The organism is Aristophania sp. ESL1100 (assembly GCF_058511235.1).
Map to the genome: position 1 here is coordinate 1,289,893 of NZ_CP196394.1, position 14,725 is coordinate 1,304,617.

The following is a 14,725-nucleotide window of genomic DNA, read 5'->3' on the forward strand; positions in this document are numbered from 1 at the left end:
CTTAATGCTCTCTGGTCATGGCGAGATAACGTTCACGCCTTTTTTCAACAAGCATTTCCGGTGCCAAAGGCATTAATTCAGACAGGCCAGTCTCAATCATGGTCCCAACTGTATCAATAACAACACCAGGTTGGCGCTGAGCACCACCAACAGGTTCTGGCACAATCTCATCAATCAGATTGAATTTCTTCAGATCCTGCGCTGTTAATTTCAACGCCTCTGCCGCAGCAGGAGCCAATTTGGCATCACGCCACAGGATAGAGGCAGCCGCTTCAGGTGAAATGACCGAGTAGATCGCATGCTCCAGCATGAAGACCTTATCAGCCGCAGCAATCGCAATAGCGCCCCCTGAGCCACCCTCTCCAATCACAGTCGCGATCACAGGGACAGACAGCCCCAGAGACACGTCAATGGAACGCGCGATTGCTTCCGCCTGCCCTCGTGCCTCTGCATCAATACCGGGCCATGCACCGGCTGTATCAACAAAGCTCACCACTGGCAGCTTGAATTGCGCTGCAAGCTTCATAAGACGCTGGGCCTTGCGGTAGCCTTCTGGTCTGGCCATACCGAAATTATGCTTGAGGCGACTTTCCGTGTCGGATCCTCTTTCCGTCCCCAGAACAACGACAGGCTGCCCGCGGAAACGGGCAAGCCCCCCCACCATTGCGTGGTCATCGCCAAAAACACGATCCCCCGCTAAAGGCGTGAAATCCGTCATAAGACGCCCGATATAATCAAGTGCATGAGGACGCTGGGCATGCCGGGCAACCTGCACTTTCTGCAAAGGCGTTAATTTTCCATAGACGAGACGAAGCTGCTTGTCGGCCTTTTCAGACAAACGCGTTATTTCTTCATCAATGTCTAAACCATCCAGACCGAACCCGTCTTCACGGCGTCCCATCTGGCGTAATTCGTCGATCTTGGTTTCAAGCTCGGCGACTGATTTTTCAAAATCTAGGAACTGGCGCATAGATTGCGCGATAGCATGTGCAGCGCAGAAGAAACAGTCTTTATTTAATCCTGCTCTCTAAATTTATGTCCGTCCCACCAACGCGCATCAGGAATGTTCTGACGATAAAGGATGGTAATGAGCCACAATTTCTTTCAGTCGCTCACTCATAACCTGCGTGTAAATCTGGGTCGTCGCGATATCGACATGCCCTAAAAGCATTTGTAACGCGCGCAGATCCGCCCCACGATTGAGAAGGTGAGTCGCAAAAGAATGACGCAGAACATGCGGGCTGACTCGCTGTGGATCTATTCCTGCCTTGAGGGCACATGCCCGCAGGATCCGGTCAAAACCCTGCCTTGTCAAAGGTTTGAGAGGATTGCGCCCGGGGAAAAGCCATGGGCTGTCCAAAATGGAATCATAACGCACGAGCGCCGCCGCAGCCTGACGAGACGATTCGGCAAAGGGGACCAGTCTCTCACGCCCGCCCTTCCCTTTTATCAGCAGCATCCCTTCCCCTCGCTGGGTAATGGAAGATGGCAGGGATAGAAGTTCGGAAATTCGCAACCCCGTTGTGTAAAGAAGTTCCAAAGCCGCTTTTGCTACAATATCGCGGCGCGGATCATCATGATGACAGGTTCCTACCTCAATGAGACGCTTTATTTCCTCTTCCGTCAAAGGATGCGGCAAAGACGCCCTATAACGAAAACCGGACAGATCAGAGGTTGGATTGAGGGAAATCAGTTTTTCCTGAAAAAGGAACCGATAAAACTGTTTCAGGCAGGAGAGATGCCGCGCCAGGGAACGTGGTGCAAGCCCTTCCTGGCTCCTTTTCCCCAGATAAGCCCGAATATCTTCCGGTTGGATGCTGACCAGAGTTCTCTCTCCACACCATGAGGCAAATTCTTCAAGATCTGCCTGATAGGCAAGTCTCGTTCGGAATGCCGCCCCTTTTTCCGAGGCATACATTTCAAGAAAACGCTCAATAAGAGAATTCATGGCCAGATCTGAAGATTCCGAGCTTTCCCGGTCACATCATTCTGCAGGCGGCGTCACCGCAGGAAGATCAGGCAGAGCATGCGTATCACCTGACGATGTCTGGGGTGCCTGTTTCAGAACGTGATGCACATTGGTCTGATTAGGAGGGGAAACCTTACCAAGATAAAGCGCTCCTCCACCCAGGGCTGCGAGTATAAGAAGAATAACGAGCCCTGAGATTACAAAGCCCCCTTTTGATGACTGCGCCATACCCACGACCCTCATGACTTTTTAGGCAAAAAATTTGCCAGAAACGTTGCATAAAATGCAGCATAGTTCTTTTGAATTTACTGGATTTTTGCAATCGCATAAAGTCTTGCCGGACAAAATTATGGCTTCTTTCATACTTCGTGATAGAAAGTTTTTTATTATCTTATTTATGGGAACCGGACTGAATGACGAAAATTCCGCGGATTATCGTCCTGATTGGCCATATGGGGGCTGGAAAGACAACTTTGGGGCGTCGTCTGGCCCAAACTCTCAAGCTCCCTTTTATTGACCTCGACAGCGAAATTGAGAAGGCTGCCGGACGCTCTGTTGCGGAAATTTTTTCAACACATGGGGAAGCTCATTTCCGGGAAGGAGAGCATAAAGTCATCCGCCGCCTGCTCAATGGCTCAAGTTGCGTTCTGGCCACAGGGGGAGGTGCCTGGATGGATGAACGCACCCGCGAGTTGGTGAAGAACACACCCGGCACGCGTTCAATCTGGTTACACGTTCCCCTTCCTGTCCTCCATTCACGGCTTGTACACAACAAAGCCAAAAGGCCTGTTTTACACCAGCGAAAAGAAAGCCTGCATGAAACGCTTGAACGGCTCGCTTCCGCACGGCATCCTTTTTATGCTCAGGCTGATATGGTCCTTAACTTTGGAGATGAAACCGTGGATGAAGCTGTCCATAAACTCGTTGCTGCCCTTGACGCTTATGAACCTCCACAAAAAGTTACAGTGAATCTTTCCCATCATCGCTATGACGTTATTATCGGGCGTGATCTGCTTGCTAAAGCAGCGACTTATATAGAGCCTTTTCTTAAAAATAATCATGCCATCCTCATCACTGATGAGACCGTGGCACTCCATCATCTCGCGACATTTAAAGCATCCTTCGAGCACAGCCGCGTGCGCCTTGATACGATTGCCGTCTCCCCCGGTGAGGGCAGCAAATCCTTTGCAACCTACCAGCGTGTTATGGAAGATTGTCTGGCATTGGGCCTTGAGCGCAGTTCGACCATTATTGCATTGGGCGGCGGCGTTGTCGGAGATCTGGCGGGCTTTATTGCCGCAACAGCCATGCGAGGTGTGCCTTTCATCCAGATCCCTACAACCCTTCTTTCCCAGGTGGATAGCTCTGTTGGCGGAAAGACAGGGATCAACACCAGAATTGGGAAAAATCTTGTAGGCGCCTTCTGGCAACCTCAACTGGTCCTGGCCGATATCTCAACACTTGAGACGCTTCCCAAGCGGCAACTCATGGCCGGCTACGCGGAAATCATCAAAGCAGGGCTTATTTCGGACCCCGCTCTCTTTGAGTGGTGTGAAAAAAATGGACAGGCTTTGCTCAATGGTGACGCGACTCTGCTCAGTGAAGCTGTAAAAAAAGCCTGTGCCTTTAAAGCCCAGATCGTTTGCGCCGATGAACGCGAGCAAGCATCAAAAGGCGGCAGAGCCCTTCTCAATCTAGGACATAGTTTCGCTCATGCCCTGGAGGCGGAATTCCATTATGACGGGCGGCTTCTTCATGGTGAGGCCGTATCCATCGGGCTCCATCTGGCACTGGCACTCTCTGTCAAAATGGGTCTGGCTCCGGAAAGTGATCTCAAACGTCTTGATGCTCACCTTAAAGCTCTGCACATGCCGGGGAACATTGCTGACCTGCCGGAACGTCCCTCTATTTCAGCCTTACTGGATCATATGACCAGGGATAAAAAAGTGCATAATGGCTGCCTGACCTTTGTATTGCTCCACGGCATTGGAAAAGCCTTTACCTGCCGCGACGTGGAATTCGGGCTTGTTAAAGAGCTTTACAGGGAAGAAGGATGTCCTGAGTGACATCCTGCCCCCGGCTTTTCAAGACTGTGTTTTTTACGCAACAGACCGCCATCATCTTCTGGAAACGCCCTATTTAATAAATCGTTGTCCAGAAATTATTAACCATCGCTCGTTTATTTTTGTCTGAGATCGTCTGGGTGAGCTGCTATTAATAATAACAGATCGTCTGACGTGAATGAGTGTTTATGATTAAACCTTAAACAAGGACGAACGAGAATGCGTACACGTACAGCACTCCTTGCCGTAACCGCTCTGGTAGCTGCGCCTACCCTGGCACTGGCAAGCACGATCACAGGCCCTTATGTAGACCTCGGCGCTGGTTACACCCTGTCACAGTCACAGACAATGTCATCCCACACAGCTGGCAAGTCTGGCCGCCTGCATCAATCTGACGGATATAACGGCTATCTTGCCGGCGGTTGGGGCTTTGGCAACGGGCTTCGCCTGGAGCTGGAAGGCATTTATAACCAGAATTATAATACCAACTTTAGAAGCCATGGACGCAAAGGCTATAGCGGCGGCTCAAATCAGGGGTATGGCGGACTGGTAAATATCCTTTATGATATTGATCTCGCACAATTCGGCATTGACGCTCCTGTAACTCCCTTCGTCGGTATTGGTGCCGGTTATATGTGGGAAAAATACAGCATGAACCACTCAAATGCTGTTGCAAACTCAATGCATTCCACCGGCGGTGGTTTCGCCGCTCAGGCAATCGTCGGTGCTGCTTACGACATCCCGGGCGTTCCTGGTCTTGCCATTACAACCCAATACCGCTTCCTGGCTCAGACAGGCAGTGGATCGGGCGTGAATATCGGCACCTATCATGATGATTCCCATCATAAAGTACGCACAGGTTCACGTTATGAGCATATGTTCATTCTCGGTCTGCGCTATGCATTCGACAATGCACCTCCTCCTCCACCAGCGCCGGCTCATGTTGTCGTTCCTCCTCAGAGAACCGCAGCACGTACTTATCTCGTCTTCTTCGATTGGGATAAATCAAACTTGACACCACGCGCTCGCGAGATCGTTGCTCAGGCTGCTCAGGCTTCAACGCATGTCCAGACAACACGCATCGAAGTGAACGGCTATACCGATAACTCCGCTGCTCATCCTGGCCCACGCGGACAGAGATATAATATGGGACTCTCCCTGCGTCGTGCAAACAGCGTAAAGGCTGAGCTCATCCGCAATGGGGTCCCTGCAACAGCGATCGACATCCATGGTTACGGTGAAGCTCATCCTCTGGTTGCTACAGGACCTAACACTCGTGAACCTCAGAACCGTCGCGTCGAGATTATCCTGAAATAATCACGATACGGCCTTTACGGTCTCGCTTTAAGAAGGATGCCTTCTACACGGAGGCATCCTTTTTTATTCAGGAAATCATAAAGATAAGTCTTTGGTTACGACAATATACAGTACTGGTAAAGTTCTAAATAACACAATGTGTCTTTTTGGTGACATAAGTATGAATTAATAATAAAATTATTCACGTTAACCTTTAAAAAATAATATGTTTATTTTACGTTAATAAACATCAATCCCGCATAGACCTAGTTTCCTTCAAAAGAAATCGATTGGCCTTACGCGTAGATTAATAAAATTGTTGTTTAAAGGACGAATAAAATGCGTATGCGTACAGCACTTCTCGCTATGTCAGCTTTAGTGGCTGCGCCTACTCTGGCACTGGCAAGCACAATTACCGGCCCTTATGTCGATTTAGGCGCTGGTTATAATCTGACACAAAGCCAGACATATAAAGATGTCAATAAAAATAACGTCGTTAACAGAGGCGGCGCAATTAAAGGGAGAGTCCATCAATCAGACGGCTATACCGGCTTTCTTTCCGCAGGTTGGGGATTCGGTAACGGCATCCGGGTTGAACTGGAAGGTATTTATACTCACAGTTACAACACCTCCATGACAGGCCATACCAAAGGCGGGGAACACCATAAAGTTGACGCCAAAGGTGCCAATAACGGTTATGGCGCTTTGGTCAACATCCTTTATGACATTGACCTCGCTCAATTCGGCCTTGACGTCCCCGTTACACCCTTCGTCGGTATCGGTGCCGGTTATATGTGGGAAAAATATAATCTCCATGGTAGCGCCGGGAAATATCTGGACGGCCCCGTTTACCACAAATCAAATTACATGCGCTCCACAAATGGCGGTTTTGCGGCTCAGGCAATCGTCGGTGCCGCTTATGATATCCCGGGCGTTCCAGGTCTTGCCATTACAACCCAGTACCGTTTCCTCGCTCAGACGGGCAGCCAGTCTGGTGTGAATAACGGGACATTACACGACTCCTCCCCTTATCATAATAAAGTCCATAGTGGCACGCGCTACCAGCACCAGTTCATCCTTGGTCTGCGTTATGCGTTCAATAATGCACCTCCACCGCCACCAGCACCGGCTCATGTTGTCGTTCCTCCTCAGAGAACACCTGCTCGCACTTATCTCGTCTTCTTCGACTGGGATAAATCAAACCTGACACCACGCGCTCGCGAGATCGTCGCTCAGGCTGCTCAGGCTTCAACGCATGTCCAGACAACACGCATCGAAGTGAACGGCTATACCGATAACTCCGCTGCTCATCCTGGCCCACGCGGACAGAAATATAACATGGGCCTCTCCCTGCGCCGTGCAAACAGCGTCAAGGCTGAGCTCGTCCGTGATGGTGTCCCGGCAACAGCGATCGATATCCATGGTTATGGTGAGGAACGTCCTCTCGTCGCTACAGGACCTAACACTCGTGAACCTCAGAACCGTCGCGTCGAGATTATCCTGAAATAATCACGATACGACCTTTACGGTCTCACTTTAAGAAGGATGCCTCTTACACGGGGGCATCCTTTTTTTGTAAGCTCTTCAAAAAGCAGTTTTTATTCATATCGGAAAAAGACTTACCGTGTCTTTTTAGTCACAGAGTGTGGGGTTTTAGTATAAAGCTCTGCATCTCAATCTTTTAAAAAGAATGTGTTTATTTTATGTTAATAAACAGACATCTTACGAAGGCTGAGCCTTTTTATTTAATAAAATCGCCAGACTGAAGTGTAGATTATATAAATTCGTAGTTCTAAAGGACGAATGAAAATGAATATCCGTACAGCACTTCTTGCTGTGACAACATTAGCTGCTGCGCCTACTTTGGCGCTGGCAAGCACAATTACCGGCCCTTATGTCGATCTCGGCGCCGGCTATAATCTGACACAAAGCCAGACATATAAAGATGTCAATAAAAATAACGTCGTTAACAGAGGCGGCGCAATTAAAGGGAGAGTCCATCAATCAGACGGCTATACCGGCTTTCTTTCCGCAGGTTGGGGATTCGGTAACGGCATCCGGGTTGAACTGGAAGGTATTTATACTCACAGTTACAACACCTCCATGACAGGCCATACCAAAGGCGGGGAACACCATAAAGTTGACGCCAAAGGTGCCAATAACGGTTATGGCGCTTTGGTCAACATCCTTTATGACATTGACCTCGCTCAATTCGGCCTTGACGTCCCCGTTACACCCTTCGTCGGTATCGGTGCCGGTTATATGTGGGAAAAATATAATCTCCATGGTAGCGCCGGGAAATATCTGGACGGCCCCGTTTACCACAAATCAAATTACATGCGCTCCACAAATGGCGGTTTTGCGGCTCAGGCAATCGTCGGTGCCGCTTATGATATCCCGGGCGTTCCAGGTCTTGCCATTACAACCCAGTACCGTTTCCTCGCTCAGACGGGCAGCCAGTCTGGTGTGAATAACGGGACATTACACGACTCCTCCCCTTATCATAATAAAGTCCATAGTGGCACGCGCTACCAGCACCAGTTCATCCTTGGTCTGCGTTATGCGTTCAATAATGCACCTCCACCGCCACCAGCACCGGCTCATGTTGTCGTTCCTCCTCAGAGAACACCTGCTCGCACTTATCTCGTCTTCTTCGACTGGGATAAATCAAACCTGACACCACGCGCTCGCGAGATCGTCGCTCAGGCTGCTCAGGCTTCAACGCATGTCCAGACAACACGCATCGAAGTGAACGGCTATACCGATAACTCCGCTGCTCATCCTGGCCCACGCGGACAGAAATATAACATGGGCCTCTCCCTGCGTCGTGCAAACAGCGTAAAGGCTGAACTGATCCGCAATGGTGTCCCAGCAACAGCGATCGATATCCATGGTTACGGTGAGGAACGTCCTCTCGTCGCTACAGGACCTAACACTCGTGAACCTCAGAACCGTCGCGTCGAGATTATCCTGAAATAATCACGACAGGATTCTAGCCGAGTCCCAAATAAAAGAGGATGTTTCTCACTCAGGAACATCCTCTTTATATAAAACTGACAGGAAATCATTTCATTCTGTCATTATCTGATAGCTATACTGTGTCTTCCTTACAACATAAGGCAGCGCTTTCGTTGTATGACGACCTCAGTTATCTTTAAAAAAAAATATATTCATTTTATATTAACCCGGTCGATCTCGTGGGGCTGGATATCTCTCATAAGATGTCGCTAACCAGTCTGTAACGCAGATTATACAAATTCGTAGTTTTAAAGGACGAATGAAAATGCGTATACGTACAGCACTTCTTGCTGTGTCAGCTTTGGCCGCTGCGCCTACTCTGGCATTGGCAAGTACGATCACCGGACCTTATGTCGATTTAGGCGCCGGCTATAATCTGACACAAAGCCAGACGTATAAAGTTAAATCAGCAGGCACAAAAGGCCGTATTCATCAATCAGATGGCTATACAGGCTTCCTGTCAGGTGGTTGGGGATTTGGTAACGGTCTTCGGGTCGAACTCGAAGGTATTTATACCCAGAGCAACAATAATTCCATGAGCCATCATGGCGCCATAGGTGGCCATAAAACACGGACTGGCGGTCGTAACCAGGGCTATGGTGCTCTCGTTAACGTCCTCTATGATATTGACCTGGCACAGTTCGGTATTGACGTTCCCATCACACCATTCGTCGGTATTGGTGCCGGTTACATGTGGGAAAAATATCACATTCACGGCAATTCAGGCAGTGGCGTTGGACGCATTATGCGTTCTACAGGCGGTGGTTTTGCGGCTCAGGCAATCGTCGGTGCTGCTTACGACATCCCGGGCGTTCCTGGGCTTGCCATTACAACCCAGTACCGTTTCCTCGCTCAGACGGGTAGCGGCTCAGGTGTGAATATCGGTACTTATCATGCCAATGGCGCTCGCATGCATACGGGCTCACGCTACCAGCACCAGTTCATCCTTGGTCTGCGTTATGCGTTCAACAATGCACCTCCACCGCCACCAGCACCGGCTCATGTTGTCGTTCCTCCTCAGAGAACACCTGCTCGCACTTATCTCGTCTTCTTCGACTGGGATAAATCAAACCTGACACCACGCGCTCGCGAGATCGTCGCTCAGGCTGCTCAGGCTTCAACGCATGTCCAGACAACACGCATCGAAGTTAACGGCTATACCGATAACTCCGCTGCTCATCCTGGCCCACGCGGACAGAAATATAACATGGGCCTCTCCCTGCGCCGTGCCAACAGCGTAAAGGCTGAGCTCGTCCGTGATGGTGTCCCGGCAACTGCCATCGATATCCATGGTTACGGTGAGGCTCATCCTCTGGTTGCTACAGGACCTAACACCCGTGAACCTCAGAACCGTCGCGTCGAGATTATCCTGAAATAATCACGATACGGCCTTTACGGTCTCACTTTAAGAAGGATGCCTCTTACACGGGGGCATCCTTTTTTTGTAAGCTCTTCAAAAATCGAAAAATTATTGTGAAATCTTAATGAGCTGGACAATTTTTTTACAATTCATACGCTTTGGAATCGTCGGCTCAACAGGCCTTGTCATTGACTGGTTATGTTTGAATCTTCTGCTTGTGCTGTTGCCTTTTCCTCCAGCAGTCAGTTGTGCTTACGTCATCTCAGCCTCATGGAACTGGTTGCTTAACCGTATTTGGACGTTCCGTAGAACAAGCCACGATCATCACAAAGCCTCAGTGCAATGGGGGCGATTTATTCTTGCAACGGTGCCAGGGTTTTGCGTCAATCGGGGGATCACCCTGGCCCTTCATTATTATGTCCCTGCTCTCAGTCAGAAAAATCTGATGATTCTTTTCTGCGGAGCCCTGGGAGGCATGACAATTAATTTTCTTCTGACAAAATATTGTGTATTTTCTGCCACATAAGCTGTTAAGAAACGTCGCAAGCATTTCCCGTTCGATAAAATAATCCTATTTTAGCAGGCAAAATATCCTTCTCCATTTCCAAGACCGTAACAATCGGTTAGGAAAAGAGATAATTTTACGTCTATGTCTGGAAGCAGAAATACCAAACCATGACCAGCACGAACGACATCCGCTCCGCTTTTCTTAATCATTTCGCTGCGGAAGGACATCAGATTCTTCCCTCAGCGTCTCTGGTCCCACAGAATGATCCTACATTGCTTTTTACCAATGCAGGAATGGTGCCTTTCAAGAATATTTTCACAGGCCAGGAAACACGTCCCTATAAAAGGGCTACAACCGCACAAAAGGTTGTTCGTGCCGGTGGAAAGCATAATGACCTTGATAATGTCGGCTATACAGCCCGGCATCATACATTCTTTGAAATGATGGGAAATTTCAGCTTTGGAGATTATTTCAAGGCTGAAGCGATTGAATTTGCCTGGAACCTGCTTACGAAAAAATTCGGGATTTCCAAAGACAGGCTTTTAGCAACGGTCTATGCCGAAGATGAGGAAGCAGCGACTTTATGGAAAAAAATTGCTGGTTTTTCAGACGATAAAATCATCCGTATCGCCACAACAGACAATTTCTGGCGCATGGGTGACACAGGGCCATGCGGTCCCTGCTCTGAAATTTTCTATGATCACGGTCCACAAATAGCTGGTGGCCCTCCTGGAAGCCCTGATGAAGATGGTGACCGATTTGTCGAAATCTGGAACCTCGTCTTTATGCAGTTTATGGAAGAAGCGGGTGGGAAACGTTCAAATCTGCCAAGACCTTCTATCGATACGGGTATGGGGCTGGAACGTTTTGCGGCCGTCATGCAGGGCAAATGTGATAATTACGACACAGACACACTGCGCGCCTTAATTGAGGCCTCTGCCGAAACACTTCATCAGGATGCGGATGGTCCTTTTAAGACAAGCCACCGTGTTGTTGCTGATCACTTGCGCTCCACTGCGTTCCTGATTGCCGATGGCGTACTTCCTTCAAGTGAAGGACGGGGCTATGTGCTGCGCCGTATCATGCGCCGCGCCATGCGCCATCTCCATATTATGGGGGCTAGAGAGCCGGTATTTTACCGCCTCCTGCCTGCCTTGATTCAGGAAATGGGGAACGCCTATCCCGAACTTTCCCAGCATAAAGCCCTTATTACCGAAACGATAAAAGGTGAAGAAGAGCGTTTTGAGGCCCTTCTGACCCGGGGGCTGGCCCTGCTGGAAGATGAGGTTTCACGTCTGCCACAAAATGGAACGCTTGCCGGAACAGTCGCTTTCAAACTGTACGATACCTTTGGTTTCCCCCTTGATCTGACTCAGGATGTCCTGCGTGAACAAGGCCATAAAGTGGATGAAAAGGGCTTTGAGGAAGCGATGGCTGAGCAGCGCAAGCGTGCCCGTGCTGCCTGGGTGGGGTCTGGTGATAGTGGCGTGGAAACCATCTGGTTTGATGCACGTGATAAACTGGGCGCAACTGAATTCCTTGGCTACGTGACAGAAACGGCTGATGCCGAAGTCCAGGCCATATTCCGTGGACAGGATGAGCTGGCTGAAGCTCCTGCCGGTTCTGAAATTGCGATCGTTTTAAATCAGACACCTTTTTATGGAGAAAGCGGCGGCCAGGTTGGAGATCACGGGACATTAACAGGGGATCATCTCCTCGTTAAAATCACGGATACCCAGAAGAAAAATGGCGATCTTGTCGTCCATTATGGCAAAGTCATAGAAGGGGTCCTGAAGCCCGGTATGACAGTGCATGCTGAGATTGATCATGAACGCCGTTCAAGAATCCGCGCACATCATTCCGCTACGCACTTATTGCATGAAGTTCTCAGACGTCAGATCGGTGAGCATGTTGCCCAGAAAGGCAGCTTGAACGCCCCTGACCGACTCCGCTTTGATATCAGCCAGCCACGTCCACTAACCGCAGAGGAACTCAAGGCCGTCGAACAGGAAGTTAACAGCCTGATCCGCCAGAATTCCGAGGTTCAGACACGTTTGCTCACCAAAGACCAGGCCGTCGCTGAAGGGGCTATGGCTCTTTTTGGTGAAAAATACGGAGATGAAGTGCGCGTCGTCACAATGGGGAATGGAGAAGGGAATCGTTCTGCCTACTCCATTGAGCTTTGCGGGGGCACTCACGTTGAAAGACTTGGAGATATCGGCCTGTTCCGTATTCTTTCTGAAACAGGCGTTTCTTCAGGTGTGCGGCGTATTGAAGCTGTCTGTGGTATCGCGGCCGAAGAGGCTGCCAATTCAACAGATGCCTTATTGCAGAAAATTGCCGATCTTCTAAAAGTAGCTCCCGGCGAAGTGCCTCATCGTATTGAAGGACTTCTGGAAGAACGCAAAAGCCTTAATGCCCAGATATCCTCTCTCCAGCACAAGCTGGCTACAGGTGGCACTGCTGAGGCTATCGAGACGGTCAACAACATCAAGTTTGCCGGACGTAACCTCGGAGACGTTAATCCACGCGATCTGAAAGGGTTGGCAGAAACGTTGCTGAAACAGCTTGGTTCAGGAATTGTTGCGCTTCTCTCCAGCGCCAATGAGCGTGGCAGCCTCGTCATTGCTGTTTCCTCGGACCTCACTGACCGTATCAGCGCTGTTGATCTGGTGAGAGACGCCTCTCCTCTCATGGGTGGCAAAGGCGGAGGTGGCCGCCCGGATATGGCTCAGGCTGGCGGGACGGACGTAGCTGAAAAAGCCGTCTTTGATATGATTCGCAGCAAAATCGAGCAGGCTTAAATATTCATTTCCGTGGGAAAGGCTTTTTCCCACGGAGTGTTTCTTTAACACCTTACAAAAATTTAAGGTGTTTCTTCCCCTCTGTACGTCCTAGTCTGATCAAGGATCCAAACATCTTCAGCTAAACGATAAAACAAGAATTAACAGGAGCTTCATTATGGCTTTTCATAGAAATACCCTCTCTGAGCTTCTCGAAGGTGTCTGTAAATTCGAAGAGGAGGTTTATCCTCGGAACAAGGAACTTTTCCATAGCCTTGCCTATGATCAGTCCCCTCCAATCCTGTTCATCACCTGTGCGGACAGCCGGATCAGCCCGGGTATGATTACCCAGACGGAACCTGGTGAACTATTTCTGATCCGTAACGTTGGAAATATTGTGCCTGCCTATGGCAATATGGTGGGTGGTGTTTCCTCTGCAATTGAATATGCTATTGGCAGCCTCAAGGTTAAAAATGTCATTATTTGCGGCCATTCAAATTGCGGGGCCATGCATGCTTTGCTCGACCTCAATCACTCCAAGCTTGATTCCCTTCCAACGGTCAGAAAATGGCTTAGAAATGCAGAGGCAGCCAAAGCGCAATTTGCCGAGCTGAAAGCTGAGGATGCAGGACCAGCGGAAATACGCTCCCTCACTGAAGCCAACGTAAAGCTCCAGTTAACTCATCTGAAAACTCACCCTATTGTTGCCGGGGCATTAGCACGCAATGAGGTCAGCATAGAAGGCTGGTATTACGATATTCAGAATGGCAAGATTTTTGTTCTGAATGAAGAAAGCGGAAAATTCCGCCCCGCCAAAGAAGAGCTTGCCGCTTTAAGACAGCGCGTAAAATCCTGATAACACGATTGTTTTTAAAGAAACTTTTTCTGGTTTCCTGTTTAATCTTCACCCTGTGGGCAGACCCCGCCTCTGCCCACAGGGTGAAAGTGACGACGTGGAATATGAATTGGCTGACCCTTCGTTCACCCGGGGACACAGAGGTTCCTGCTGATATCCCCTTTCGTTCCGATCAGGATTATGCCCGTTTAAAATTTTATGCCAACCGCCTTAACAGTGATCTTATTGCCGTCGAAGAAGTTGAAAGCGAAGCAGCCCTTCGTAAAATCTTTGATCCCCGCCATTATAATTTTGTTTTAAGCCGTGATCACATTGTGCAGCGTGTTGGCCTGGTAGTGCGCAAATCCCTCTCTGTAACGATTAATCCTGATGTTACAGCCTTTAATGTCAAACCACCCGGTGCCAGACATGCGCTCCGAAGTGGCCTCGACGTGACCCTTCATGATGGCAGCACCACACTGCGTTTACTTGTCGTTCACCTCAAAACAGGCTGTTGGGCGGTTCCTCTTTCTGACACTAGGCATTCCTGCCCTCTTCTGGTCCGGCAACTTTCCGTGCTTGAAAACTGGATTCTGGACCGTGAGGATGAAGGCGTCCCCTATGTCATACTTGGCGACTTCAATCGTCGCTTAACCTTGAAAGATCCAGCCTATCTGGCGTTGAAGGAGGACGCTCCCCTGACATTGGTCACAGCAGGGTTGGCAAGCCCATGTCGCGGAGGCAGCCGTTTTATTGACCATATCATTCTGGGAGGCACAGCCCGGAAATGGCTTACCCCCGGAAGTCTCCACGTCCTGACCTTCCGTTTTGACCGAAACACGGACATGATCAGTGATCATTGTCCTGTTTCAGCCACACTCGACCTGCCTTAG

At 49.5% G+C, this 14,725-nt stretch carries 12 protein-coding genes; 9 read left to right on the forward strand and 3 right to left on the reverse strand.

The window, feature by feature from the left end; genetic code table 11:
- Window position 1: 1 nt before the first annotated feature.
- The 3 genes from ACSYSY_RS06065 to ACSYSY_RS06075 form a co-directional block, all read right to left on the reverse strand.
- Complete coding sequence (locus ACSYSY_RS06065; protein ID WP_491706684.1) at window positions 2–970, reverse strand: acetyl-CoA carboxylase carboxyltransferase subunit alpha; 969 nt, start codon at window positions 968–970, stop codon at window positions 2–4.
- Window positions 971–1,057: 87 nt separating this feature from the next.
- Entirely contained in the window at window positions 1,058–1,948 is an 891-nt protein-coding gene (locus ACSYSY_RS06070) for a tyrosine recombinase (RefSeq protein WP_491706685.1), read from the reverse strand.
- Between the two features lie 36 nt (window positions 1,949–1,984).
- Window positions 1,985–2,197, reverse strand: coding sequence for a hypothetical protein (locus ACSYSY_RS06075; RefSeq protein ID WP_491706686.1), 213 nt, complete (start codon window positions 2,195–2,197; stop codon window positions 1,985–1,987).
- A 185-nt stretch (window positions 2,198–2,382) separates the two neighbouring features.
- On the opposite strand from ACSYSY_RS06075, the gene aroB reads away from it, so the two are divergent.
- The 9 genes from aroB to ACSYSY_RS06120 all read left to right on the forward strand — a co-directional run bounded on the left by aroB (window position 2,383) and on the right by ACSYSY_RS06120 (window position 14,725).
- On the forward strand, window positions 2,383–4,035 hold the full coding sequence (gene aroB / locus ACSYSY_RS06080) for a 3-dehydroquinate synthase (RefSeq protein WP_491706687.1): 1,653 nt from the start codon (window positions 2,383–2,385) through the stop codon (window positions 4,033–4,035).
- A gap of 216 nt (window positions 4,036–4,251) precedes the next feature.
- Complete coding sequence (locus ACSYSY_RS06085; RefSeq protein ID WP_491706688.1) at window positions 4,252–5,349, forward strand: OmpA family protein; 1,098 nt, start codon at window positions 4,252–4,254, stop codon at window positions 5,347–5,349.
- A 318-nt stretch (window positions 5,350–5,667) separates the two neighbouring features.
- Window positions 5,668–6,837 (forward strand): OmpA family protein, encoded by a 1,170-nt coding sequence (locus ACSYSY_RS06090; protein ID WP_491706689.1) that lies wholly within the window; start codon window positions 5,668–5,670, stop codon window positions 6,835–6,837.
- A gap of 300 nt (window positions 6,838–7,137) precedes the next feature.
- Entirely contained in the window at window positions 7,138–8,307 is a 1,170-nt protein-coding gene (locus ACSYSY_RS06095) for an OmpA family protein (RefSeq protein ID WP_491706690.1), read from the forward strand.
- A 304-nt stretch (window positions 8,308–8,611) separates the two neighbouring features.
- Window positions 8,612–9,724 carry an OmpA family protein gene (locus ACSYSY_RS06100; RefSeq protein WP_491706691.1) on the forward strand — a complete coding sequence of 371 codons (1,113 nt, stop codon included), beginning with the start codon at window positions 8,612–8,614 and terminating at the stop codon, window positions 9,722–9,724.
- A gap of 106 nt (window positions 9,725–9,830) precedes the next feature.
- On the forward strand, window positions 9,831–10,232 hold the full coding sequence (locus tag ACSYSY_RS06105) for a GtrA family protein (RefSeq protein WP_491706692.1): 402 nt from the start codon (window positions 9,831–9,833) through the stop codon (window positions 10,230–10,232).
- A 149-nt stretch (window positions 10,233–10,381) separates the two neighbouring features.
- Window positions 10,382–13,018: an alanine--tRNA ligase gene (alaS, locus tag ACSYSY_RS06110; protein WP_491706693.1), complete on the forward strand. Its 2,637-nt coding sequence runs from the start codon at window positions 10,382–10,384 to the stop codon at window positions 13,016–13,018.
- Window positions 13,019–13,175: 157 nt separating this feature from the next.
- On the forward strand, window positions 13,176–13,853 hold the full coding sequence (locus ACSYSY_RS06115) for a carbonic anhydrase (protein ID WP_491706694.1): 678 nt from the start codon (window positions 13,176–13,178) through the stop codon (window positions 13,851–13,853).
- An 89-nt stretch (window positions 13,854–13,942) separates the two neighbouring features.
- The gene (locus ACSYSY_RS06120; RefSeq protein WP_491706695.1) at window positions 13,943–14,725 is read left to right on the forward strand and encodes an endonuclease/exonuclease/phosphatase family protein; all 783 of its coding nucleotides are present in this window, start codon (window positions 13,943–13,945) and stop codon (window positions 14,723–14,725) included.

What these genes read in the sequence shown, in the direction of transcription:
- ACSYSY_RS06065 (WP_491706684.1), bottom strand. Translation starts at nt 970, where the DNA reads ATGCGCCAGTTCCTAGATTTTGAAAAATCAGTCGCCGAGCTTGAAACC.
- ACSYSY_RS06070 (WP_491706685.1), bottom strand. Translation starts at nt 1,948, where the DNA reads ATGAATTCTCTTATTGAGCGTTTTCTTGAAATGTATGCCTCGGAAAAA.
- ACSYSY_RS06075 (WP_491706686.1), bottom strand. Translation starts at nt 2,197, where the DNA reads ATGGCGCAGTCATCAAAAGGGGGCTTTGTAATCTCAGGGCTCGTTATT.
- aroB (WP_491706687.1), top strand. Translation starts at nt 2,383, where the DNA reads ATGACGAAAATTCCGCGGATTATCGTCCTGATTGGCCATATGGGGGCT.
- ACSYSY_RS06085 (WP_491706688.1), top strand. Translation starts at nt 4,252, where the DNA reads ATGCGTACACGTACAGCACTCCTTGCCGTAACCGCTCTGGTAGCTGCG.
- ACSYSY_RS06090 (WP_491706689.1), top strand. Translation starts at nt 5,668, where the DNA reads ATGCGTATGCGTACAGCACTTCTCGCTATGTCAGCTTTAGTGGCTGCG.
- ACSYSY_RS06095 (WP_491706690.1), top strand. Translation starts at nt 7,138, where the DNA reads ATGAATATCCGTACAGCACTTCTTGCTGTGACAACATTAGCTGCTGCG.
- ACSYSY_RS06100 (WP_491706691.1), top strand. Translation starts at nt 8,612, where the DNA reads ATGCGTATACGTACAGCACTTCTTGCTGTGTCAGCTTTGGCCGCTGCG.
- ACSYSY_RS06105 (WP_491706692.1), top strand. Translation starts at nt 9,831, where the DNA reads ATGAGCTGGACAATTTTTTTACAATTCATACGCTTTGGAATCGTCGGC.
- alaS (WP_491706693.1), top strand. Translation starts at nt 10,382, where the DNA reads ATGACCAGCACGAACGACATCCGCTCCGCTTTTCTTAATCATTTCGCT.
- ACSYSY_RS06115 (WP_491706694.1), top strand. Translation starts at nt 13,176, where the DNA reads ATGGCTTTTCATAGAAATACCCTCTCTGAGCTTCTCGAAGGTGTCTGT.